22 protein-coding genes are annotated in these 22,278 nt (G+C 52.6%); 11 read left to right on the top strand and 11 right to left on the bottom strand.

What is annotated here, in order from left to right; all coding sequences use genetic code 11:
* Nucleotides 1–260: 260 nt before the first annotated feature.
* The 4 genes from K3T83_RS02415 to K3T83_RS02400 form a co-directional block, all read right to left on the bottom strand.
* Entirely contained in the window at nt 261–1,307 is a 1,047-nt protein-coding gene (locus tag K3T83_RS02415; RefSeq protein ID WP_220201388.1) for a hypothetical protein, read from the bottom strand.
* 700 nt (nt 1,308–2,007) lie between these two features.
* A complete protein-coding gene (locus K3T83_RS02410; protein WP_373324572.1) occupies nt 2,008–2,871 on the bottom strand; it encodes an SDR family oxidoreductase in 864 nt (287 codons plus the stop codon).
* Nucleotides 2,872–3,152: 281 nt separating this feature from the next.
* On the bottom strand, nt 3,153–3,977 hold the full coding sequence (locus K3T83_RS02405; RefSeq protein ID WP_220201386.1) for a MerR family transcriptional regulator: 825 nt from the start codon (nt 3,975–3,977) through the stop codon (nt 3,153–3,155).
* Nucleotides 3,978–4,135: 158 nt separating this feature from the next.
* Complete coding sequence (locus tag K3T83_RS02400) at nt 4,136–4,549, bottom strand: DUF6262 family protein (RefSeq protein ID WP_220201385.1); 414 nt, start codon at nt 4,547–4,549, stop codon at nt 4,136–4,138.
* 287 nt (nt 4,550–4,836) lie between these two features.
* On the opposite strand from K3T83_RS02400, the gene K3T83_RS02395 reads away from it, so the two are divergent.
* Nucleotides 4,837–5,805, top strand: a complete 969-nt coding sequence (locus K3T83_RS02395) for an aminoglycoside phosphotransferase family protein (protein ID WP_220201384.1) — start codon at nt 4,837–4,839, stop codon at nt 5,803–5,805.
* A gap of 375 nt (nt 5,806–6,180) precedes the next feature.
* Nucleotides 6,181–6,681: a ClbS/DfsB family four-helix bundle protein gene (locus K3T83_RS02390; RefSeq protein ID WP_220201383.1), complete on the top strand. Its 501-nt coding sequence runs from the start codon at nt 6,181–6,183 to the stop codon at nt 6,679–6,681.
* A 446-nt stretch (nt 6,682–7,127) separates the two neighbouring features.
* On the opposite strand, the gene K3T83_RS02385 is transcribed toward K3T83_RS02390, so the two are convergent.
* Nucleotides 7,128–7,619: a DUF8810 domain-containing protein gene (locus K3T83_RS02385; protein ID WP_220201382.1), complete on the bottom strand. Its 492-nt coding sequence runs from the start codon at nt 7,617–7,619 to the stop codon at nt 7,128–7,130.
* A gap of 493 nt (nt 7,620–8,112) precedes the next feature.
* Here K3T83_RS02385 and K3T83_RS02380 point away from each other — a divergent pair, with 493 nt between their 5' ends.
* From K3T83_RS02380 to K3T83_RS02370, 3 genes are all read left to right on the top strand, one after another.
* Nucleotides 8,113–8,847 carry a class I SAM-dependent methyltransferase gene (locus K3T83_RS02380; RefSeq protein WP_220201381.1) on the top strand — a complete coding sequence of 245 codons (735 nt, stop codon included), beginning with the start codon at nt 8,113–8,115 and terminating at the stop codon, nt 8,845–8,847.
* 449 nt (nt 8,848–9,296) lie between these two features.
* The gene (locus tag K3T83_RS02375; protein WP_220201380.1) at nt 9,297–9,839 is read left to right on the top strand and encodes an AAA family ATPase; all 543 of its coding nucleotides are present in this window, start codon (nt 9,297–9,299) and stop codon (nt 9,837–9,839) included.
* 302 nt (nt 9,840–10,141) lie between these two features.
* Nucleotides 10,142–10,567 (top strand): DinB family protein, encoded by a 426-nt coding sequence (locus K3T83_RS02370; protein ID WP_220208149.1) that lies wholly within the window; start codon nt 10,142–10,144, stop codon nt 10,565–10,567.
* 346 nt (nt 10,568–10,913) lie between these two features.
* Here K3T83_RS02370 and K3T83_RS02365 read toward each other — a convergent pair whose 3' ends face one another.
* Together K3T83_RS02365 and K3T83_RS02360 are read right to left on the bottom strand one after the other, a co-directional pair.
* Nucleotides 10,914–11,324 carry a Rieske (2Fe-2S) protein gene (locus K3T83_RS02365; protein ID WP_220201379.1) on the bottom strand — a complete coding sequence of 137 codons (411 nt, stop codon included), beginning with the start codon at nt 11,322–11,324 and terminating at the stop codon, nt 10,914–10,916.
* Nucleotides 11,325–11,341: 17 nt separating this feature from the next.
* Nucleotides 11,342–12,424, bottom strand: a complete 1,083-nt coding sequence (locus K3T83_RS02360) for an amidohydrolase family protein (protein WP_220201378.1) — start codon at nt 12,422–12,424, stop codon at nt 11,342–11,344.
* Between the two features lie 309 nt (nt 12,425–12,733).
* Here K3T83_RS02360 and K3T83_RS02355 point away from each other — a divergent pair, with 309 nt between their 5' ends.
* Nucleotides 12,734–13,531, top strand: coding sequence for an ISAs1 family transposase (locus K3T83_RS02355; protein ID WP_220201377.1), 798 nt, complete (start codon nt 12,734–12,736; stop codon nt 13,529–13,531).
* 145 nt (nt 13,532–13,676) lie between these two features.
* Here the strand turns inward: K3T83_RS02355 and K3T83_RS02350 are convergent, their stop codons facing one another.
* On the bottom strand, nt 13,677–13,982 hold the full coding sequence (locus K3T83_RS02350; RefSeq protein WP_220201376.1) for an AfsR/SARP family transcriptional regulator: 306 nt from the start codon (nt 13,980–13,982) through the stop codon (nt 13,677–13,679).
* A gap of 15 nt (nt 13,983–13,997) precedes the next feature.
* Nucleotides 13,998–14,942 carry an AraC family transcriptional regulator gene (locus K3T83_RS02345; RefSeq protein WP_220201375.1) on the bottom strand — a complete coding sequence of 315 codons (945 nt, stop codon included), beginning with the start codon at nt 14,940–14,942 and terminating at the stop codon, nt 13,998–14,000.
* A gap of 169 nt (nt 14,943–15,111) precedes the next feature.
* Here K3T83_RS02345 and K3T83_RS02340 point away from each other — a divergent pair, with 169 nt between their 5' ends.
* Entirely contained in the window at nt 15,112–15,861 is a 750-nt protein-coding gene (locus tag K3T83_RS02340; protein ID WP_220201374.1) for an SDR family oxidoreductase, read from the top strand.
* Nucleotides 15,862–15,972: 111 nt separating this feature from the next.
* Here K3T83_RS02340 and K3T83_RS02335 read toward each other — a convergent pair whose 3' ends face one another.
* Entirely contained in the window at nt 15,973–16,857 is an 885-nt protein-coding gene (locus tag K3T83_RS02335) for an MmyB family transcriptional regulator (protein ID WP_220201373.1), read from the bottom strand.
* Between the two features lie 236 nt (nt 16,858–17,093).
* On the opposite strand from K3T83_RS02335, the gene K3T83_RS02330 reads away from it, so the two are divergent.
* Both K3T83_RS02330 and K3T83_RS02325 read left to right on the top strand, forming a co-directional pair.
* The gene (locus K3T83_RS02330; RefSeq protein WP_220201372.1) at nt 17,094–17,627 is read left to right on the top strand and encodes a nuclear transport factor 2 family protein; all 534 of its coding nucleotides are present in this window, start codon (nt 17,094–17,096) and stop codon (nt 17,625–17,627) included.
* Nucleotides 17,628–17,924: 297 nt separating this feature from the next.
* A complete protein-coding gene (locus K3T83_RS02325; protein WP_236064789.1) occupies nt 17,925–18,233 on the top strand; it encodes an SDR family NAD(P)-dependent oxidoreductase in 309 nt (102 codons plus the stop codon).
* A 590-nt stretch (nt 18,234–18,823) separates the two neighbouring features.
* Here the strand turns inward: K3T83_RS02325 and K3T83_RS02320 are convergent.
* Entirely contained in the window at nt 18,824–19,708 is an 885-nt protein-coding gene (locus tag K3T83_RS02320) for an AraC family transcriptional regulator (protein WP_220201371.1), read from the bottom strand.
* A 187-nt stretch (nt 19,709–19,895) separates the two neighbouring features.
* Here K3T83_RS02320 and K3T83_RS02315 point away from each other — a divergent pair, with 187 nt between their 5' ends.
* Nucleotides 19,896–20,645: a sugar phosphate isomerase/epimerase family protein gene (locus tag K3T83_RS02315; protein ID WP_220201370.1), complete on the top strand. Its 750-nt coding sequence runs from the start codon at nt 19,896–19,898 to the stop codon at nt 20,643–20,645.
* 125 nt (nt 20,646–20,770) lie between these two features.
* Nucleotides 20,771–22,261, top strand: coding sequence for an MATE family efflux transporter (locus K3T83_RS02310; RefSeq protein ID WP_236064788.1), 1,491 nt, complete (start codon nt 20,771–20,773; stop codon nt 22,259–22,261).
* Nucleotides 22,262–22,278: the final 17 nt, after the last annotated feature.

The following is a 22,278-nucleotide window of genomic DNA, read 5'->3' as shown; positions in this document are numbered from 1 at the left end:
AGCGCCCTGGAGATCAGGCTCCTCTCTGGAAAGAAGACAAGAGCTTCCTAGTTCTCATCTCAGGGGATCACCGAGATTGGTCCACTTCCCTCTGAGATTGGGGCGTTTCCGCCTGGAGCGCCCGTGACGATTTCCTTGACCTCTCCTCTAGAGCATGGACATTTGCTCTACTAGGCTTGCCTGCTTCTACAAGCAAGCGAAAGTTGGACAGTTGACAGCAGTCTGCGAGATCAAGGTGATTTTTTCCAGGGGCGGGAGTTCTAACCGAAAGGAGCCTGTTCCAGCCAGAGATTGTTATCGTTCCCTTTGACCCCAACCAGCGTTGCGGATAACGGCTGAAAACCGACGAGAGCGGCGACACCCCCATCGATTTGTTCACGAGCCGGAGGGACGTGACCGAAGGGGCCATGTTCCAGCCACAGTTTGCCATCGATGCCCCGCACCAGGATCGTGTTGCTGTCGAGAAAGCGAAAGCTATCGACCGAAGCATCGACCTGAACCCGGCCTGGAGGGACGACACCAAAGGGAGCATGTTCCAACCACAGTTTGCCATCCTTACCCAGCACCAGGATCTGGGTGTCGGAGAGCGCTTGAAAGCCAGCGACACTATCATCGACCCAGAGACGGTTAGGAGGGACGTGACCGAAGGGGCCATATTCCAACCACAGTTTGCCATCCTTACCCAGCACCAGGATCTGGGTGTCGGAGAGCGCTTGAAAGCCGGCGACATTCCCATCGACCTGGAGCCGACCTGGGGGATTGTGTCCGAGCCCGAAGGGAGCGTGTTCCAGCCAGAGTTTGCTGTCCAGCCCCAGCACCAGGATCTGGGTGTCGGAGAGCCATTGATACCCGTCAACATTATCATCGATCGAGGTAGAGTTGGCCAGGCCGAAAGGAGCACGGAATAAGAGGAGTTCACTAAAATCCCCAAGAAAAACAGACCGAGGTACGTCTCGGACCAGGAACTCGGTGTCGGAGATCGCTTGAAAGCTCACGGGGACCGCTCCATCGGTCCCGCCATGAATCAGGGTACGGTCTGGAGGGACGTGGCCGAAGGGGGCATGTTCCAGCCAGAGATTACCATTGTTGCCCATCACCGCTACCTCTGTGGCGGAGAAGAAATGAAAGAACTTGACGTCGCTATCGATATGGATGCGTGCCGGAGGAACATGTGCATGAGCCAACCCAGGAGTCGAAGGAGCCAGGAGGCCCACCATCAGGCTCAACACGAAGAGGCTTAGCCCCACCCTCCAGACGGACGGCAGTCCCAGCCGACAGCTAGAACGGAAAAGAGCACAACGGCTCATAGTATCTCCTTTTCTCTCCTCACGAGAGTCATCTCATTTTCAGTCTCGAATACATTCAGGGAGAAGCGAGTCCCACAGAGTGTCCTTTCTGGGAACCCCTTGTAGACGGGACGACTCCCTCAGAAGCCAGTAGTGCCATGGGCACCACGCTGCTACGGAAAGGATACAGGAACGTCATGGGTCTCACATCCGGGACAGCACTGATATTGGACCCACTTTCCCCTGAGATTGGGGGTCAACAGGAAGGAACTCCCCTGACAACTTCTCTGCTGCATGAGAAATATTCGTACGTTTCGCAATGCTAGAAAAGTGGGTAGTGTCAACAACCAACCAGGATGGTACTGCAAACAGGCTTTGATCGCTGTAATTTGCAGTTCGGCTTCTTGTGGAAACAGTGAAAGAAATCTAGACCGCCAGGCAACTCGCCTCGCTCCTCACCGGATTTTCTTCTTTGCTACATATACTCACAAAGAAGAGAGAGGCCCATGAGGTACTCAGGGAAGTCAGATTGGTTTGAACACTTCCTCTTACCTTGGTGGAAGTTGGTGAGTGTAGTGGACTGCGCGGCGCGCGGCTCGATGTGGTAGATATCCTGATCGAACAGGACATCCTTCGACGAGAGCAAAGAGACGAAACACAAGCCTCGCAAGCTTCGTCCCCCGATATACACGTTTTTTGACATATCGGGGAACGGGAAGCGTTACCTTCCCGTTGGAAGCGTGGCCTTGAGAACATCCCGCAGTGTCAATGGTGGTCGGCCAATGAGGCGAGCAAGTGTTGGGTCGACGTTGGCAAACTCGCCTTGCCTGCTGGCGGCAAAGTACCCGAGGTACATGTTCGCCATCGACTCAGGGCTACCTTGAGCGACTAAGCGAGAGCGAAACTCCTCGTCTGACACCACGACTCGGCGGATGGGTCGGCCTGTCACTTCCGAGACGATCTCTGCAACACCAGCTAAGTCGAGTGCCTCGGAACCAGTGAGTGCGGGGGTGATCCCGTCAAGACCGCCCTTCGCCAGCGTGATCGCCGTCGCCCTTGCCAGGTCAGCATGGGCTGTCCAAGCAACTGGTCCGTCCTCTGGCGCGACCGCCTCCCCTGTCTGGGTGGCGCTCCCAAGCAGCATGAGGGCAGACGATGCGTAATAGCCATTGCGCAGTGCGGTGAAGGCCACTCCCGACTCACGCAGTGCCGCCTCTGTGGCGGCGTGATCGGGCGCGGGAGCAAAGGGTGATGCTGGGTTTGCTGCCATCTGGCTCGTATAGAGAATCCTTTGAGCACCGGCCGCTTTGGCCGTGTCAATCGCCGTCCGATGTTGACGGAGAGCCTGCTCGCCGAGGCGAGGGGCTGACACGATGAGCACTTGCGATGCCCCCTCAAAAGCATGCGCGAGGCTCGCCGCGTCGTCAAAGTCCCCTCTTCTGACGCGAACCCCTCGTTGCTCAAGGTCCCGTGCCTTCTCCGTGTCCTGGACACTCACGCCAAGCTGTTCGGCGGGAACGAGTTCGAGCAGATTCTCCACGACTGCCCGGCCAAGATGGCCGTTGGCTCCAGTAACGATAATCATGCTATCCTCCTGTGACTCTTTCATGTACTCATCATTCTGTTTGTTCAAAAGGTTGCTCTTGTTGTCATCTTTTCTTCGATCAAGCCAGCGCGGTGTAGGCAACACCGCGCTCACTTGTCTCTCTTTCTGGGGGTGAGGAAACAGATTCCTCCTATCCAGGATCGTTCAATGGCTGGCGAGAACGCCAGGCGAGTCATCTTGTCCTGAGGGAATCTGTTGACGGAACGGGTCTTTCCCTCTGCTCTCCTTACTGTTGCCAGATGTTCCATCCCGTCTCTCGTTCACCCCACTTTCTCGACCGGAAACTGGATCTCGGTGAGCGCATCGTCAAGCTGTTCTCTCCGGTGCAGAAAAATCTTGCGGCGTGGTCCCACGATGGTGTAGCCATTGTGTTCCATCCAGGTTCCCAGCGCTTGATAGGCCGAGAACGCCAGCGCGGGAGAGCCTTGATGGAGTGTACTGGCCATGTGAGGAACCGCCGGCAACTCACAGCGTGTCAGCCGCTCACTCTGGGTAATCAGGGCATCGGCGTCTCTCCCCTCAACCAGTGCGACAATCTCTACGGAACCCAGGGTATGCTCATCCTCACTCTCCGGATGAAGGACGAGCAGAGGATCGATGGGCGTGACCCCGTAGCGCTTCAACAGGGAACTGATGGGGTCAATCCAATATGCCTGATCCGCCATCTCCGTCGTCGTCAGGCGCAGAGAGACTCCGGTGATCGGCTTGATCGCTTTGAGCACGACTTCATAGATCGGCAGACCACGGCCTTGCTCAAGAGATCGTAGGCGCGCTTCGATGCGCACGAGTTGCTCCTGTTCCGTCTGGATATGCTGCTGGAGTTGTGCCCGCCTTAGCCGCAGCATCCCTTGCCATATCTCAGGAGAAAGTCCTTCGGAGAGAAGCTCGACGATCTGGGTGAGTCCCAATCCGAGCTCTTTGAGCGCCAGAATGCGATGCAGGCGCGGCAACTGATCCATCGTGTAGAACCGATAGCCGGTCTGGGGATCGACATGGATCGGCTTGAGAAGTCCGATCTCGTCGTAGTAGCGCAGGGTGGTCATCGACACCTCAGCGAGCTTCGCAAAATCGCGAATCTTTAACATCTCATTTCCTCTCTTCCAGCCTGTTTGCAGCCAGATGAACAACGCTTGTCACTAGCATACAACCTTCAGGTTGGGTGAAAGTCAAGAGGGACACGAAAAGCGCAAAACTCCATACCACCTTCACATCTGAGCGAGACCCAGGCTCGCCTCCGCTTCCCTCAAGAAGTGCTCTCTCGAAGCTTTCCCTCTCGCTGATAGAGCAGTCCGTTCGCTACTTCCACCATTTGTTTGAGCGCACGATTCTCTTCTTTCAGCTTCTTGATCCGCTGGCGTAAAGCAGCAATCATAGTATCTTTTGAGGCTGAGGACGCCTGTTCTCTTCGCGGAATTTTGATCTGCACAGCTGGCACCTGCTGTAAGCACGGGTGCATAATGCGCTGCTTGAGTGCTTCATTGCCATACAGCCAGGCCGTAGAGATACCAGCCGTCTCAGTGACGGTCTTGAAATTGACGGCATGCTGCTCTTTCAGGAGGTGAGCAATGGTCTCCTCAGCTCGACGAGCAGTCTCTACGGCTTTCTCCTGCGCGTATGCTCGCAAGCCGTCGATGTTCCTTTCCCAGGATCGCGTCATCTCTTCTCCTCCTCACTACTGGCGGCTTCAAGAGCAGCGATGAGTGGTGTGAGTGCCGCCACCATCTGCTCGCTTATTTAGAGCGGGCTCTCGCTATCCGCAAGCAGGTATTAGGCGCTGAGCATCCTAACACCACTCAAAGTCTCAACAATTTCGTCCTACAGCGGAGGTTAGAACTCTTGAGTCACACCTCTCAGGGATGCAGAGCCAGCCGACTGCTCCAGGCGTTCGGATAGCACAAACGTTGCGATCTAGGCAAAATGCAACCCATGCGATACAATGCCATAATGACGAGGTCTGATCATACACGTAGCATTGTTGTACCTGAGCGAGTTCGGCTGAAGGCCGAGCAATCAAGCCCTCAGACAAGGCAGTGGCTCAAAGACCTCCCTGGTCTTCTTGCCGAACTTGAGCAAGAATGGGATCTGAGCATTGGCCAACCGCTCTCGGGAGGAACTTCAGCATACGTAGCGCCAGTAAACACTGCCAGTAGCAATGCAGTCATAAAGATAGCTATGCCGAGCCAGCACAGCCCGTACGACTTTCAGCAAGAGATAGACACGCTTCTTCGTGCGGATGGCCACGGCTACGTTCGCCTGTTCAAGTTTGACTACAAGCGCCGCGCTTTGCTTCTAGAGCAGCTTGGACCCTCCATGCAAGAGAGGAATTTGGAACCGAAGCAGGCCATACCATTGCTGTGCAAGACGCTTCAACAAGCATGGCTTGTCCCACCTGGTGCAGATCAAACGATGAACCCCCTGGAGTACAAAGCACAGACCCTGGCTCAGCTCATAAGCGAGCTCTGGGGCAAACTTGAACGGCCATGCTCTCAGAAAATTGTCTCTCAGGCCTTGGAGTTTGCGCGCAGGCGCTTGGATGCTTTTGACCCAGGGCGATGCGTCGTCGTCCATGGAGACCCCCATTCGGCCAACGCGCTTCTGGTGCATGCTCCACGTACTGGATCTGAGTCGGGCTATGTCTTTGTTGATCCCGATGGTTTCCTCTGCGAGCCAGAATATGATCTTGGAGTGGTCATGCGCGACTGGAATGAGGAACTGCTTGCAGCAGCCGATCCTCTTGCTTTAGCCCACGAATACTGCCAGCTCCTCGCCAGGGAATCTGGATTCGATGAAGCCACCATTTGGGAATGGAGCTTTATCGAGCGAGTATCAAGTGGTTTGTATATTTGCGCTTATGGCTCAAGGAAGCACGGCCAGCTATTTTTCAAAACCGCACAATGCTTGCTGGATACATAGCGCCTCGATTGGTTCTATTTTCGTCGCATCTATCAAATCATCTTAGAATTCCGTTTCCAAATTTCCAAACTTCCGCAGTGGTCAATAGCAGAGTGGGAATGGCACAGATGACGAGATGGGCTTTTTGTGAGGTGGTGATGAAACTTGAAGCGCTTTGTGAACTGTGGGGCTGAAGAGGTGTGAGGTGAAGTTTTTCTCATAAGAAGTATATCATAGCCCATCAATAGATGGCAAATCTTCGTCTCCCGCCAAATTCTGAGGAAAGCGGGCGTATTTTTGCCGCTTTTTCTGGTAGACTGGGAAAGTGGGAGGAAGGGGCTCGTTTTGATGCAATATTTTGCATAGAAGCCCGGATGAAAAGAAAGGAAAACAAGTATGACTCTTAGCAAAGCCCAACTTGTGAGCGAATTGAAGCAGGAAAATGCTAACTGGCAAGCGTTGCTCAATGATATTGGTGAGGTCAATATGACGCAGCCAGAGGTCGCTGGTGGCTGGTCTATCAAGGATATTGTCGTGCATTTAACTGAATGGCGACGCCGGACGGTAAAACGCATCCAGGCATTACGGAATCCCGAGGTAGACCTTACGCCGCACTGGCCCAAAGAGTTGCAGGAGGACGATGAAATCAATGCCTGGTTTTACGAAGCCAATCAAGATCGTCCACTAGCAGATGTGCTGAGCGATTCGCGTGAAGTCATTGAGCAGTTGATAGTGGCTGTCGATGCGCTCTCTGATGATAATCTCCAAGATCCGCGACTTGTAGGGTTGCTGGATGAAGGGGAGCAGTTAAACGGGGCATTTTTCTTCGGTCACTTTCACGATGAGCATGAGGCGGATATGCAGGCCTGGCTAGACAAGGTGAGGAATAAAAGCTAGTCAGGTGCAGACCTCACAACTGAAGACGGTTTGAGACCCGTATTTTCCCTTCTTTGATCTCCATTCGAAAGAATGGAGACTTTTTCTCTTATGTCTTGTATTCTGAGAGGGAACCTCACTTTTAGGCATCGGATGGTAACGTGGCCCGTTCGCTTCTTCACTGCTCTGCTCACTCTCTTGCTTCTCCGATAAAGCAGAGATGGACGAACGGTTACTGGCAAAAGGCAGCGGAAAATAGTTATGAATTGCAATTCACGATGTGTTCCCTTCAAGGTGATATGTCGTCAATGTCATATATACCATCCTGCTATGTAAAGATAAGCGCGTCTTTTCACTTTTGAGTCTTCATCCTTATACCAATCATTTGATGGAACCCACCAAGAATGAAGGGCAACATGAACAAGCGCCTGTGCTGGAATTTTGAAAATAGGGTGGGCAAATCCTCTCTAATCAATCTTCAAACTTTGTGCGAGAAGAAGGATAAGTTCCATTGGGTTGCAATAAGCGAATATTTCTCTTTTGGCAAGATCATTCATGATCTCCTTATTCACCAGATCATTCCCTTTTCGTTCCAACATAAGTGCTTCGGTCTTGCTCTGCTGAAGAGGTCCGATTTGTTCACTATAGTCCTCTTGCAATGCTTTGAGTGCTGCTGGCGTGAGCTTTTTCGCCGTTCTAGGACGCTTTTTGCGTCCCTCATTGACGAATGCCTGGAGGCCCAGCGTAATGGCATTTTCTAGTTGTTTTCCTGGTTCCTGTACATCAAATTCAGTACGCAACCAATCGAGCAGAAGTTGTCCTGTCTGTTGGTTGGTGTGTTTCATCTCAATGAGTTTTGCTATTATCTGCTCTGTTTTAGCACGTATATCGTCAGAAGGTTGTGCAATAGGTAACGTTTCCATTCGTTCACCTACCGGACTCAGAGCTTCATCTTTCATGTGCGGTAGATAGCGCCAGTTATGCCACCACATGAGCGGCGAGTGGAGTGGTCATCGTCTGATTGAGGAGTGCCAAAGGTCAGATCGATGGTTTGTGTATGCAAGGCACGAATCCATTGACGGCGCAGGCGAGAGCGTGGCCAGCCCCCAGAACCGGGTAAATAGTTTGAGGAGGAACAAAAGACGGGCCTGAGGCGGAGCTGGAACAGATGGGGAAGTTCTAACAGGGAAGACGATGGCGCTCACTTGTCGTGTTTTCTTTGTCGTGGGAGCTTCTTGAGCTGCAAGGTAGCGCTCACAGTAGAGCGATGAGGCAGGCTCTTGCCCTGTTTTACAAGTATTCCCATCTTTTGCCCCTCTGTGCTCACACCGGTTGTTTGTTGTCATCCCGTCGCGCATCCCGTGGGATTGTGATATGATGTGCAAAGATGAGCCATGCTACTCCTATCGTGCGCGATTCGCAAGAGGAGAATAGAAGGAGTCCAATTTCCCAATGACACAGCCTTCAACGCCTGTTGACTTCGACAAGAACCCACCCATGCCCCTTGACGCCTATGAGCAAACAGTCAGGGGCGTGAATATTGGCTATGGCCTGACGTTCCAGTTGACGGAAAGCTTCTTGCGCGCCCTCGGCAAGCCCGACTTGCACATCCTGGTGGTGGGTGTCGGTGGCGGCGCGGAGGTCGAGCGCTTCCTCCCGCACAATCCGGGATGGAAGATCACCGGTGTCGATCCTTCGCAGCAGATGCTGGCGCTGGCGCTGGCAAAGGTGGATCGGCACAAACTAGCGGATCGTGTGACCTTCCTGCAGGGCACCATTGAGCAACTGGAATCTGAAGCGCGGTTTGATGCTGCAACCTGTCTCTACGTGCTGCACTTCCTCCCGGATGACGCGAAACTGTCCCTGTTGCGCAGCATCAAGAACCATCTCCAGCCGGGAGCGCCTTTGTATCTCATCAGTGGCGTGCGTCCGGACGCAGCAGAAATTGATATGGCGAATCCAACATTGAACGCGGATTTTCAGGGCGCCTGGCAGCAGTATGGTGAATCGATGGGTATGCCAGCCGAACGCATGGCGAGCACCGTGGCCGGGCTCACGGAGCAGATGTCCCGGCCACAGACGGCGACCGCCGCCAGAGTCCAGGAACTCGTACATGAGGCGGGCTTCACATACGCCACGCCGTTCTGCACAATCCTGGGGTCAATGTATTGCTGGGTCGTGCGCTGAGGAAGGTAGCACAACTGTTTGCTTCTAGTGGTAAATGGCACGAATGTTCGACGATTTTTGAGGCGAAATGTAGGATTTTGGCACGAATGTTGGGAATCACGCGTTGATTGTCCGAGTAGACGGCTTCAGAGGCGGATTGCAACTCTCGACGTTTGGAAATTCGGAAGCTTCATCTGGAAGTGTCCGCTCCCGTCCTTTGGAAGCGAAACAGATGAGGTTGCATCTCAAGCATCATTACGTACATCCTTCGAGCGAGAGGAAATTGGCACAGGTTGAGAGGGAAGGATAGGAACAAGCGATAGCCCTCTCTTAGGCGCAGGCTGCCAGAAAAAACAACGCTCTTTTAGACGATGTTTTTCGTTTGGTTCCCCGGTATACTCCATTCATGAATACAGCAACTCTCTGTGCGCATTCAGCATGCAAGAGACGTTCAATTGGAGGATATTGAAATGAATGCTACACCCATCGTCATCGTTTCTGGTCCACCTGGATCAGGCAAGAGTAGTGTCGCACGACGGCTGGCAGAACAGTCGATCTACGAACGTGCCGTCCACATGCATACGGATGACTTTTATCAGTCTATTCGCAAGGGGTATATCTCCACCTGGTTACCCGAAGCGCAAGAGCAGAACATCCTCGTTCTTGAAGCGTTTACCGCCAGTGCCATCAGATATGCCATAGGTGGCTATGAGGTCATCGTCGATGGGATTATCGGTCCTTGGTACTTCGAACCATGGTTGAAGGCAGTTCAGGACGGATTTGATGTCCGTTTCGTCGTCCTGCGCCCCGACGAGCAGACGACCGTTGCACGAGCGGTAGCACGAAAGCATGGAGCATTGGTCAATCCTGAGATTGTGGGGAAGATGTGGAAGTACTTTGCTCATTTAGGGCAATATGAGTCTCATGCCCTGGATACGAGCATATACACCATTGACGAGAGTGTCGCCATGATCAGGAAAACCTTGGTTGAAGGAGCTATGCGACTCTCATAAATCTTGCTGCAAAAGATGGGAACGGCGCAGGATGGGTTGAGCTAGAGGGCTGCGAACAATGTGTCCATTTTTCTTGATTGCTTATCCAATTTCCATCCCTATAGAGATCTCTGCTCGGTCTGGAGCGGATTGCCTGTCGATCCAGCACCTGATTCCCAACATTCGCGCCGATTTCCTACGTCTCACCTCAAAAATCGTCGAACATTCACGCTATTTACCATACGCTCAAATCATTGCAAAAATCAATTACCACGTTTTTTGTTCTGGTGGAGAACCCCCTCGGACGGTTCCCCCTCCCGTAGATTCCAGCAGCGTTTTCCGAATTTTGGTATATCGCGTATCATACCCTCTTCTGGCTCGACTTGTATCTCTCTGGCTCGCCTGAAGAGGATTTTACTCCCCCTGCTCTCTTCCTCTGGACTGAGGGCAACCCTGCCGTCTCACCTGAACAGCCCTATACGAAGGAGGAACTGCTCACCTATCTGGCGGCGACGCGGCGAACATGTCACGCCACGCTTTTCGCGCTGACGGACGAGCGGGCGCATCAAACCATCTCCTCCTACCCCTGGACGGGGGAGCAGGGCGTCAGCATCTTGGAACTACACCTCTACACCATGCGTCATGTACAGGAACATGCGGCCCAGTTGCTCCTCTTTCTCGGACAACACGGTATTCCAGATGAGGCGCTTACCACGGTCGCACGAGCGAAGCATGGACATCAAACATGATTGGGCATCGAGCGGATAGCTCAACCAAAATAGCTGGAGTAGTATGTTCTACCTGATGTACTTGTGAATTGAGCTGGCACATTGTCGTGCTCTTCTTCATTTCAGAACGCAGGAGTGTATCCGCTCCCAGAGTGCTGTTGCTATTTCATAGCCTTCTTCATCGTCAGCATGATGACGTTATGGCTCTCCAGGTGTAAAACTGTCTGGAGGATACGTAGCTGCTTTTGGTATCAGTACTTTCACATACTTATTCTCCGTTTCTTCATCGATAGAAGCATACAGCAGTCCCCTCACAACAATACTCAGGGCTGCTGTATGGAAAGAAGAAAGAGGTATTAGCAGTTCTCTACATAAGGGAGACAATAATGCGCCCGGCGTCTACAGTAACGGGGTAGGTTTCGATCTGCGGTTCTTCTTCCTCAACCGTTACTTCATAGGTTTTTACGCGATACTTGTGGGGATTAAAAATAGATTTTCCATTGGTGATATCGAACTCCCAACCATGCCAGGGGCAACGGAGAATCTCACCCTCACGTCCGTAGAGATAATCATCAGGACCAGAGGGGAGCGAGGGAAATGTCATTCCAACAACAGATCCCGCACAGAGGGGTGCTCCTTGGTGGGGGCAGGCGTTTTTGAGCGCGTAATAGGTTCCAGCGACATTGAAGATGCCGATAGATCGCCCCTTCAAGGTAACAATCATACGCTTTCCTGGTGGTAAATCGCGGGCCATTCCGACGGCAAACTTTTCCATCATGTTTCTTCCTCTTCAACTTATAGGTGATAAAGCTCTGCTGCGTTGTCATGGAAGATACGTTTACGTAGGGACTCTGGGAGACGAGGGAAAGCACGAGTGGGCGAGTCGAAATCCCAGTGTGGGTAATCGCTGGCAAACATCAGAATATGTTCGGCATCCATCATCTCAAGCATCTGGAGGAGGTACTGGTCGTTGTCAGGCCGCTCTAGCGGTTGAGAAGAGATACGCACGTGATCCCTAAGATAGTCACTGGGGCGTCGTTTGAGCCAGGGAACTTCATAGCGCAACGCTTTATATTCCTGGTCCAGCCTCCACATGAGCGCAGGCAACCAGGATACTCCACCCTCGACGAGCACCACTTGAAAATCTGGAAAACGCTCAAAAACTCCTTCGGTGATAAAACTTACCAGGTGAGCCTGGAAGCCGAGCGAGAGACAGGTATGCCATTCGATATAGTGCGTGGGATATCCAGGTGATGGTTGTATGTTGATGCCCATGCCATCAGTTCCTGGATGAATCGCAAAGGGCAGGCCGTATTTCGCGCACACCTCGTAGATCGGGAGGTAGTGTCGTTGACCAAATGGGGCGCGTGCTCCTGAATCGGTCATAACCTGCACGAAATGGGTATGCCCGGCCCAACGCTCAATCTCGCGGGCAGCGGCGAGGGGATCCTGGTGCGCGATAGTGATCGAGCCTTTGAAAACACCATGAGCATTATAGGCGCCAAGCCACGTATCCGCGAGCCAGTCGTTAAAGGCGGCTGCAATGGCCGTACCAAAGTCGGGGTCTGGATGCAGGTTGCAGAAGGCTCGTGGCAGAAGAATGGCATGGGCAATGCCATATTTGTCTAGCAGTTGCTCCTGCAAAAATGCTGGATCAGATCCCGCTGGGCCACCGTGAGGAGGGTTGGCATCAAGCCTGGACCCATGAACAGGATTCCCAAAGAAGCCTCGTCCTCCTCCACTATACCGGTCTCGCCAAGGCTGTTTCATATAAGAGCGAATTTCATCTGTGTTTTTAGGGTAAGGGTGTACATCACAGTCGATGATTCCTGACCGGGATTTTGTACTTTCAACAACGTTGTCAATCTGTAGGCTCATAGTCGTCTTCCCTTGTGTCCAACGGTGGTTTTGCTAATTTGGTACAACGATGTCCGCATGAATGAGTGGAGAGCAGGGTTTCTTTTCTGTGAAGCAAAGTGAAATCACGTCATTGTTACCGTCCATTCACAATCTTCAGAGGCGTCTTTCGATAATAATAAAAGCATAACTTTCCCTCGACCTTTCTGTCAAGCCAACTCACTCCCTTTCCAGGGCTTTTTCAAAGTCCCGAAAAGAAGACAAAAGGAGCCAAATCTTGCTAGAATAGGAAAACCATAAACCTCCTACAAAAGCGAGAAAAGGCTCAAGATGAACCTTACCATATTCGATTCGGTGCTGCCAAGCACTCCAACAGCCTTACCAATCGATGCCAATTCGCTCTATTATGCCTTTGAGTCCGTTCCAGATGGATGCAAACGTCGAGGGAAACGCTATCCGTTAGCTTTCATTTTCACGCTCCTCCTGTTGGGAAAGCTGGCAGGAGAAACGACGATTCTGGGAGTCGTAGAATGGGTGAGGCTGCGCGAGAGGGAACTGCGAGCCGACTTAGACTGGCCTCGTAAGTTTCTCAGTAACGCGACCTACACCCGCGCCCTGGCTGGCTGTGACGCTGAAGCGCTGGCTCACGTCATCGCTGGGGTGATCCTCAAAGCACGAGCCACTGAACAGAACCCAACCCAAGGGCCTCCAGAGACATTACGACAGGTGGCCGTCGATGGCAAAACGCTGCGCGGAACCCTGGGTCACGAGCCGGCCCATCAGCCAAGCGTTCATGTCCTCTCGTGGTATGATCCACAGGCAGGGGTGGTGCTGGCTCATCGAGCGGAGCTGCACAAGCACAATGAGATCAGCACACTGGCCGCCTTTCTCTCTCCCACCCTGGTCAAAGACCGTATCATCACCGCCGATACCATGCACACGCAACGAGCCTTCTGTGCTGATGTGATCCGCTTTGCTGGTCACTACGTCCTCATTGCGAAAAAGAATCAACCGACGCTTTTGCAGGATCTTGAGACTTTTTTCACTGATCCGCAAGCCGATGCAGGAGAGTGGGCGGCTGGAAGAACGGTGTATCCGCACGACGACCTTGCTCAACCCTTTGTTTGAGCGGGAGTGGGCCGGGATTGGACAAGCGTTTTACCGCCGAGACGTGACTCTGGGAGAAGATGCCTCTCAGCTTCGCACCAAAGGCGGCCCCTGGCTTTGGCTGCCCTCGTTCGGAGTTCATAGTCATCCAGTTCTTGGGCCAGGGCTAACGCTTTGTTGCAGTCTGCTCCAAGAGCCTCAGCCCTGGGACCGAAGTGCGTCCAACTGCTTCAGCATCTTGGAGCAGGGCGAGTGCCTCATCTGCATCCACCCTCAAGACGCTTTGATCTGGAAGCGCATAGCCACTGGTGCTATGCGTGCCAAAGGTGGTGAGCAGACCGCCCTGTTCAGAAGAGAGGACATGACGGAGCTTATTGGCGGCATCATTGAGGTATTTCTCTCCCAGAGGCGCATCAGGCCACAGATCCTCCAGTAAGATTCCTCGTGGAGCGCGTCGTGCCTTTGCGCTCACAGTCGTTACTACTTTTCACGCTCTTTCCCACGTCGTGGAGACTGGTTCCCCAAGCTTGCGATATCTAGCTGGGGAAATACCGACTTCTCGCTTGAAGGCCTGGCGAAAGGCCACTTCCGACTCGTAGCCCACAAGCGGTGCGATCGTTTGGATCTTGACATCGTTCTTGAGTAATCGTTTGGCCCGCTGCATGCGCCAACGGGTCAAATATGTGATGGGAGCCTCACCCACCAGCCGGGTGAAACGGGCGGAGAACGCTGAGCGGGAGAGGGCCACCGCCTCTGCCAGTTCCTCAACTTTCCACCCACGATCAGGAGACTGATGAATCAGGCCGAGAGCCGTGCTGATCGACTGGTCGCGCAACGCTGCTATCCATCCTGTGGAGGTTTCTGCTTGCTGCTCGATCCAGACTCGGATCACTTGAATGAAAAGCAGTTCGGTCAGCCGTCGCAACACGACCTCCCTGCCAACCAGACGTTCGCCGGATTCGCGTGCCAGCATTTGCACAAGCTCGGCGAAGCTCTGGGCCATGCGTCCTTGTTCTCCAGGGATATGAATGACTTTCGGCAGGCATTGGAGGAAGGGGTAATCATTGGGGTGCTCAAAATGGAACGCGCCACAGAGTATCCCCATCTTTGGTCCCTCGCCCTCGAAAGGGAGCACCTGATACTCTCGATGCGCGGAATAGGCCAGGTGTACCGTTCTCGTCAAAGGAGACGAAGGCTCATCGCCGATTGAGTGGGCATGTCCGAAAGGAAAGAGCAGCACGTCCCCGCTCCCTATCCGCCGAGGAGCGGCTTCCCCTTCCACAGAGAGATAGCCATGACCGCCAGAGAGCAGGTGAAAAATGCTATCTGGACTGGTCAGAAAATCAAAGCGCCAGGGAAGAATCATCTCCATGCGCGAATGAAGCCACCCTTTGAGTTCGAGGGCATGAAGCACATCTGTCAGAGCATCCATGAGATACTCCCATCTTTGGACGATTACTTACATATTCATGACAAAATACCATAGATTGTCTCGGCATTCAAGCGTACACTCTATGGGAAAGCGGGCGTATCGAGAGGGCAGGGAAGTCCGCTGAAAGGAAACAGGAAAACACCAAAAGAGAAGATGAAGGAGACTTGCGATGAAGAGATTCGAAGGCAAAGTAGCAGTGGTGACGGGAGGCACAAGCGGCATCGGGCTCGCCACAGCAAAACGGCTTCATGAAGAAGGGGCCAGGCTTGCCATCGTGGGACGCAACGCGCAGAAGCTTGAGGAAGCCGCCAGGACGATTGGCAATAGGGTGCTTGCTGTGCAAGCCGATGTGGCGAAGCTCTCGAATATTGATCAGATGTATAGAACGATCACACAGGAACTTGGCCGAATTGACGTGCTGTTCGTCAATGCTGGCATGGGTAAATTTGCTGCGCTCATAGACACATCGGAGAGCTTGTATGACGAGCTGTTCGCGATCAATACGAAAGGCGCGTACTTCACGCTCACGAAAGCGATCCCCTCTCTCAATGACGGGGCTTCGATCATCCTGATCGCTCTGGCTCCCATCAACCCACCTTGGCGGAGGCCGGGGACGAGCGCATACAGTGCAGCCAAAGCGGCGTTACGAGCTGTGGCACAAACGGCGGCGGTTGAGTTGGCGGAACGTCGCATTCGGGTCAATGTGGTCAGCCCAGGTCCGATCTTGACCCCCATTTACCAGAAAGCCGGGTTAAGCCCGGAGAGGATGCAGGAACGCCTGGATCGGATGAGCGCTGCGGTGCCGCTTTCGCGGCTTGGCAAGCCGGAAGAAGTTGCGAGTGTGGTGGCCTTCCTAGCCTCCTCTGACGCTTCCTACATAACGGGCGAAGAGATTCACATCGACGGAGGACTGGGCTAACGTATGGGGTAGAAGAGGTCTGTCTAGAAGTGCGTCCGAGATCACATACGACCTCTTTTGCAAAGCGAGCGAGAAAACGTCTTTTCGCTCGCCTTTTTGGCATCAAGAGGATTACGGAAAGCGAGACGCCAGGGCTGCACACCCCATATCATCTTGAGGGAGAAACGCCACAATACTGGGATACCTGTGATCAGAGAGCGAGATATGAACACGTCGGAACCGAATCGGAAGCAGTTCGCCAGTCCTGCTATGGCGGCACAGAACCCCTTTAAACAGCGTATCAGCTTCGTCCAGTAGCCTGGCATCTTGATCCCAGTAGGTTCGAAAATCGGCAACCGTAGAGAGTTGCTCCACCAAATCCTGATACCACGCCTCAAATTGGTACAATCTGTTACTCTGTTTAAAATGTTGGATGCACTGAGACGCGTGAGCTTGCCAGGATAGAACCTCCTGCTCATTGAAGGTGCTGCGTGCTCGTAATGGTAAGTTGGGATGAAAAAAGAAATGGAGAAGATTTCGTTGATGCCTCGGAATGAAGCGCAACTGCGGGAATTCAAAAAACTGTAGGAACAGTGCATTGATTGCTTGTACCTCAAAGGTATGTGTGAGAAGAAGTGCAGGATAGGGTAATGTTCCCATGAGAGATTGAGCTTGCTCTAATGCCTCCTTGAGTTGAAACCCTTCCAATTCGAGGCTTTCGGGAAGATAGCGTGCAACTAAGAGCAAGTCGTTGCGCTCTGCCGCACTACATTCGAGATATTGTGCAATCTGCAAGATTGTCTTTCGGCCAGGAACCCGCTGCGAACGTCCGATAAGCAAATTTTTATAGGTGGGGCACGCTTCATCGTTTAACTCTTGTTGTGTAAAGCGTTTGAGGTGGGGATGGGAATGTTCCTTCACTTGCTGCTGGCGCATAGTGCGTAGAGCTTCAATTTTGCTCAAGAGATCACGTAGCTCATCTGAAGGATCCAATGGGCCTGATTCGTTGTCAATCATGCCTTTCTCCTCTCTCTGGAACTGGTCATGTCGGCACATGATCCAGAAAGCTCTTTTGCCAGTCCAGGTGTAGTTTTACTCTTGGTAAAACACTCCTTGCTCACTATACTATTCCCAAGAAACAGGAAACGTGAGATCAAGCAAGGAGGCAGTTGGTGCGAACGCTCGTCTCGAAGGAACTTTCTCTGCTTCCAGTCACCTTGTCTCTCTCGTTTGGAAAAGGAGCTATGAACTTGATGAACACGCCCTTTGATTATGGAAAACTAGCATATGATCGAACCGAAATTGCCGATGCTCTCTATCGCTATGCAGCAGGTTTGGATCTTGGTGATGCAGATCTGTTATCATCAGCTTTTACCGAAGATGTCATCTTTGATTTCGCTTCCGCTGCAAGCAAGATCGGGGTCCAATTCCCAGTCCTTTCAGCTCGCGATGTAGTAGTCAAGACCCTCCTTGCGGTTCTTGGTCCTCTGGACACCAGCCACTCTCTGAGCAACCTGCGCATGACGATCAGCGGCGAGAGGGCTACGCTGCAAGCATACGTTCTGGCTCAGCATTTTTCGCCTGGCGAAGGGCCTCGTCCCGATCAAAGCAGACATGCACTTCTTATGGGCCGTTACGATGCCAGCCTGGTTCGCGACGCAGAGCTGTGGCGTATCAGCCGTCTGACTATCGACACCGTGTGGTTCGAGGGGGATCCTACCATCGTTACTGCACTACCTGCGGGGAGCTTGTGGAAAGCGGAGGAGAGCATTGAGAAGACAAGATGACTTTCATCCCCACCAGCAGGGACAAGCTCTGGCGTACTCTCGTGTATATCCGTACTAAAGCACAGTTCATAAACTCAGCTTAACGTAAGCGTACATGCTGTGCAGTGCCCCTACTTTTGAGACGCTCAGACAACTATTCGAGACAATTTATCATAGATTGTATCACTATTCAAGAGTATACTCTGCATATCGAGAAAGTTACAGTAGTGGTCGTAGAACTGTTAAACCAGGCTAGTAAATAGTATGAAAGGATTGCATGACTGTAAATAAGCTTTTATACAAAGAAAGAGGACTGTTATGAGTGATTTGTCAGGCAGGACCACTCTAGTCGTTGGCGCTAGCCGGGGCTTGGGGCGTGGAATCGCTCACACATTCGCCGAGGCTGGTGCTCCAGTGGTCGCGGTCGCCCGGACTGGATCCACTCTTGCAGCACTGGCCGCCACCAGCTCGAACATCCGAACCGAGGTCGCGGATGCGACCGATGCGACGGTGGCGTGGAACCTACTGGATCAGTATGAGCCAGAGGTTCTCATCTTGGCCGCAGGCGCCAACCCTGTGATGCGTCCGCTCCAGTACCAGACGTGGGAAACATTCTCTGTCAACTAGCACACCGACGTCAAGATCGCGTTCACTTGGCTGCGTGAGGCACTGTTGAAGCCACTGCGGGGTCCCGACATTTTTACCCCCCCCGTTTTCCCCGCTAAGGGTTCGCCAGGGAGATTTTCTCTGCTTTTGTCCCCGCTAAGCGTTGTCAGGTGAACAACGGCACACCTTATTTTTGCTTCTCAGCGTTGACGACATATTTATAGAATGTGGCCCGACTCTTGAAGCCAGTAAGAGCCATGATATCGGCTATGCTGTTTTGTCGAGCAGCGTAGAGTTCGGCCCTTGAGTATGAATGGAACGAAAAACAACGCTAAGCGATAGGACGGCTTCCCAGGCTCATTCTCATACTATCGTTTCACATTATCAAGAGACAAAAAAATGCGTAGATGAAGAAGAGAAATTTGAGAGAACAGGCCTCAGCGAGAGTATCGTTGTATGCGCTTGTAGAGAAAATTCCAGCAAACCAACCTCCAACAACCACCTTCTCGACGTTCCCGAACATGCTCAAAGGCCAGTTTGCCATGGAGGATCAAGCATTCGTCTGCCTCACTATGGTCGTCTCATTTGCCTTCTGATGTCAAGAGAAAGCATTACAACGATTGCCTTTTGCGATAGGCACTGGGAGAGATGCCCATGATCTTGCGAAAGACCTCGGTATAATAACTGGCCCCACTGAAGCCACAAGCCGCAGCAATGGCGGTAATCGTGAGATTGCCGTCTGCAAGCAGTGAGAGACTTTTCTGGATACGGTAATGCAGCAGGTACTCAAAGGGCGTCTGATGGAGCGTTTGCTTGAAGAGGTGACAACACTTGCTGCGGCACATCAAGCCTGCTAATGCAATGTCGTGTAAGGAGATTTTTTCTTGGTAATGCTTCTGAATATATCCAATCATGTCTTTCAGATGGCTGCTTGGCACGCTGGAGCGTTGCTGTGAACCGTTTCTGGCAATGGTGTGTTCATACAGGAGCAACCAAAGCGAAGCAAACTGGATGTGGACCTGGAATTCATAATGGGGTGGCTGTTGCTCAGCTACCTGAAACAGGGTAGTGATCAAGTGAAGGGCCTCGCGGTGCCATGCCACGCCTTCTGACAGAAGGATTGCATCACTGTCGGCATCATAGAGCAAAGGATTGATATAGTGACTCTCGATATAGGCATTTCCCCCAAGCAAGGAAGGGTGAAGGAGAAGGACGACAAACACGCAGTCCCGGTCATCGACCCCATACCCGAAATGCAGCCGATTGGTATTGACGATGATCCCCATCCCTTGTGAAAGCCGATACACCTGTTCATTGACAAAATAGTGCATCTCTCCTTCCAGCACGATGATACACTCCAGTTCGCTATGCCAGTGACATACTGCAGCTTTGTTGGGAAAGTGGGATAACGTTCCAAGGACGGCTCGGATCGGCACGTTTGGTGATGTATAGTCAATGGCCTCTGATAGGTCATCGCGAATCGTTAACTGGAACACAGACAGTCTCCCGTTGAAGAAAGATACGATAGTTATAGCATTATAGCAGAAAATGATAGCTCTTCCAACAGAAATAAACTATTGTTATGGTATGGAAAAACACATCATCAAGATACCTCGCAGGAAAATGAGAAGCAGTTGGGCAAATAAGCCAGCCTGTAGAGGGCGTTCATAAAGGGTTTTAAAAATGAAAACAATAGCGTTGCAATTGTACACGGTACGCGATGAAACGGCACGAGACTTCGTGGGTACACTCAGGCATGTATCAGAGCTGGGCTATACAGCGGTCGAGTTTGCTGGCTACGGTGGTCTCTCCATTCCACAGATGCAAGAGCTGTTGGCTGAAACTGGTCTCCAGGCGCTCTCTACCCATGTGTCGCTGGAGAGCCTGGAACAGCGCTTTGAGCAAGAGGCTGCGTATGCTCTGTCCATCGGTTGCCCGTCTCTCATCGTTCCCTGGCTTCCTCCCTCTCAACGCACAATGGAAGCGTTTACCGCGTTGGCGGGGACCTTAAACCGTCTTGGCAGCAAAGCAAAAGCGCGGGGTTTGACCCTTGGATATCACAACCACGACTTTGAATTCGCACCTATGAGCGACGAGAATCCGACGCTGGTACTTGATTATCTCATCGAGCAAACTGATCCTGCCAGTGTCTCGTTTGAACTTGATACGTACTGGGCGGCCTTTGCTGGTGTCGATCCCGTCGAGTATCTGCAACGTCATGCTGGGCGCGTCACGCTGGTTCATCTGAAGGATATGACCCCGGAGCGCACATTCACCGAAGTCGGAGCAGGCATCCTTCCCATTGCAGAGATTGTTGCAGCAGCACGCACCAGTGGCGTCCAGAGCTTTCTTGTGGAAAATGATCAACCACGTATTCCTTCCCTGGAAAGCGCTCAGCGTTCACTCCAATTCTTGCGCATGTTGCCCGAATGAGCAGAGGAATGGCCTCACTGCACGCGGGCATGTGCCGGGGCGCAAACCCACCTGCCTGACAATCTTGGGCCGCCCAGCACAAAACCGGCAAGAAAGATACGATAGTTATAGAATCAGAGGAGAAAATGATAGCTCTTCTGATGAGCATGGGCTATGGTTATGCTATGGACAAACGCATCATCAGGATACCTCGCTGGAAAAGGGAAGGGCTACGGTCTCTTGAACGTACACCACAAACCAGCACACGTGAGGAGAGGCGCGCCTTCTCTCAGACCTTGTTTGCTCTGGTTTTCCCCATTGCGTTGCAGAATCTCTTGACCGCTGTGGGAAGTTCCGCGAACGTCATTATGCTGGGTTCGGTGAGCCAGACAGCCCTTTCCGCCGTCTCTCTGGCCAGCCAGATCCTGTTCATTTTGAATCTCTTCTTTGCTGGACTCACCATCGGGGCGACCATGCTGGTGGCGCAGTATTGGGGCAAAGGAGATACCCAGGCGATTGAGAAACTCTATGGGATCTCCCTGCGGCTTTCGCTCTTAGTGGCCTCCCTTTTTTGTGTCGCTGCGTGTTTGTGTCCCCAGTTCTTGATGCAGCTCTTTACGTCGGATAAGACGCTCATCGTCATAGGTGCATCCTATCTACGCCTGATTGGCCCCTCCTACCTCTTGATGGGCATTTCACAGATCTATCTGTGCTTTCTCAGAAGCACGGGACGGGTCCGTGTGAGTACCCTCATCACGTCGATTTCCCTGGTCCTGGGTGTTGGTCTGAATGCGGTCTTACTCTTTGGGTTGCTCGGGTCTCCCAAACTCGGTGTCGTTGGGGTTGCGCTCGCCACCACAATCGCCCAGGCGTTGCAACTGGCCTGGTGCCTGCTTGACTCCCGACGACGCGCTCCTCAGTTGCAACTGAGGCTACGCGCACTGTTTGCCCGAAGCCCGTTGCTTTTCGGGGATTACTTGCGATATACCCTACCAGTGCTGGGGAACGAATGTGTCTGGGGTGGGGCGATTGCCATGTATGCAGCTATCCTGGGACATCTGGGAGCCGATGTTGTCGCGGCGAATGCGCTAGCGAGCGTGGTATTCGATCTCGCAGCCGTGGTGAGTTTGGGCCTGGCCAGCGGCGGTGCGATCCTGATTGGCAAAGAAATCGGGGAGAAGCGCCTGGAACAGGCCAGAAGAGACGCCTCCCGGCTATGCAAACTGGCGTTGCTCTGTGGCGCTACGGGAGGTATCCTGATCCTGCTGACGAGGCCACTTCTCCTTCACATCGTTCCCCTGACCGAGACTGCATCAGGATATCTGGCAATCATGCTGATGATCAACTCCTATTACGTCATTGGGAAATCCATCAATGCCACCGTGATTGTCGGGGTATTCTGCGCCGGCGGAGACTCCCGCTTTGGATTGATCACTGATGCTCTGGTCATGTGGGGGGTCTCCATCCCCCTTGGTCTGTTGTGTGCCTTTGTGTTTCAGATACCGGCCATGCTGGTGTATTTCGTGCTCTGTTTGGATGAATTCGTGAAAATGCCCTTTATCTATCGGCATTATCGACGGTTTACCTGGCTCAAGAACATCACCAGGGATTTCTCTATAGAAGAAGGCACAGCATAGGGAACCTGGAAAGAACG

It is taken from the genome of Reticulibacter mediterranei, from assembly GCF_016587455.1.
Note: the sequence above shows the minus strand (reverse complement) of the source record. Positions and strands in the feature narration are given on the sequence as shown.

Bases quoted from the DNA above. Each gene is read 5' to 3' on its own strand.
- K3T83_RS02415 (WP_220201388.1), bottom strand. From the start codon at position 1,307: ATGAGCCGTTGTGCTCTTTTCCGTTCTAGCTGTCGGCTGGGACTGCCG.
- K3T83_RS02410 (WP_373324572.1), bottom strand. From the start codon at position 2,871: ATGATTATCGTTACTGGAGCCAACGGCCATCTTGGCCGGGCAGTCGTG.
- K3T83_RS02405 (WP_220201386.1), bottom strand. From the start codon at position 3,977: ATGTTAAAGATTCGCGATTTTGCGAAGCTCGCTGAGGTGTCGATGACC.
- K3T83_RS02400 (WP_220201385.1), bottom strand. From the start codon at position 4,549: ATGACGCGATCCTGGGAAAGGAACATCGACGGCTTGCGAGCATACGCG.
- K3T83_RS02395 (WP_220201384.1), top strand. From the start codon at position 4,837: ATGACGAGGTCTGATCATACACGTAGCATTGTTGTACCTGAGCGAGTT.
- K3T83_RS02390 (WP_220201383.1), top strand. From the start codon at position 6,181: ATGACTCTTAGCAAAGCCCAACTTGTGAGCGAATTGAAGCAGGAAAAT.
- K3T83_RS02385 (WP_220201382.1), bottom strand. From the start codon at position 7,619: ATGAAAGATGAAGCTCTGAGTCCGGTAGGTGAACGAATGGAAACGTTA.
- K3T83_RS02380 (WP_220201381.1), top strand. From the start codon at position 8,113: ATGACACAGCCTTCAACGCCTGTTGACTTCGACAAGAACCCACCCATG.
- K3T83_RS02375 (WP_220201380.1), top strand. From the start codon at position 9,297: ATGAATGCTACACCCATCGTCATCGTTTCTGGTCCACCTGGATCAGGC.
- K3T83_RS02365 (WP_220201379.1), bottom strand. From the start codon at position 11,324: ATGATGGAAAAGTTTGCCGTCGGAATGGCCCGCGATTTACCACCAGGA.
- K3T83_RS02360 (WP_220201378.1), bottom strand. From the start codon at position 12,424: ATGAGCCTACAGATTGACAACGTTGTTGAAAGTACAAAATCCCGGTCA.
- K3T83_RS02355 (WP_220201377.1), top strand. From the start codon at position 12,734: ATGAACCTTACCATATTCGATTCGGTGCTGCCAAGCACTCCAACAGCC.
- K3T83_RS02345 (WP_220201375.1), bottom strand. From the start codon at position 14,942: ATGGATGCTCTGACAGATGTGCTTCATGCCCTCGAACTCAAAGGGTGG.
- K3T83_RS02340 (WP_220201374.1), top strand. From the start codon at position 15,112: ATGAAGAGATTCGAAGGCAAAGTAGCAGTGGTGACGGGAGGCACAAGC.
- K3T83_RS02335 (WP_220201373.1), bottom strand. From the start codon at position 16,857: ATGATTGACAACGAATCAGGCCCATTGGATCCTTCAGATGAGCTACGT.
- K3T83_RS02330 (WP_220201372.1), top strand. From the start codon at position 17,094: ATGAACACGCCCTTTGATTATGGAAAACTAGCATATGATCGAACCGAA.
- K3T83_RS02325 (WP_236064789.1), top strand. From the start codon at position 17,925: ATGAGTGATTTGTCAGGCAGGACCACTCTAGTCGTTGGCGCTAGCCGG.
- K3T83_RS02315 (WP_220201370.1), top strand. From the start codon at position 19,896: ATGAAAACAATAGCGTTGCAATTGTACACGGTACGCGATGAAACGGCA.
- K3T83_RS02310 (WP_236064788.1), top strand. From the start codon at position 20,771: ATGATAGCTCTTCTGATGAGCATGGGCTATGGTTATGCTATGGACAAA.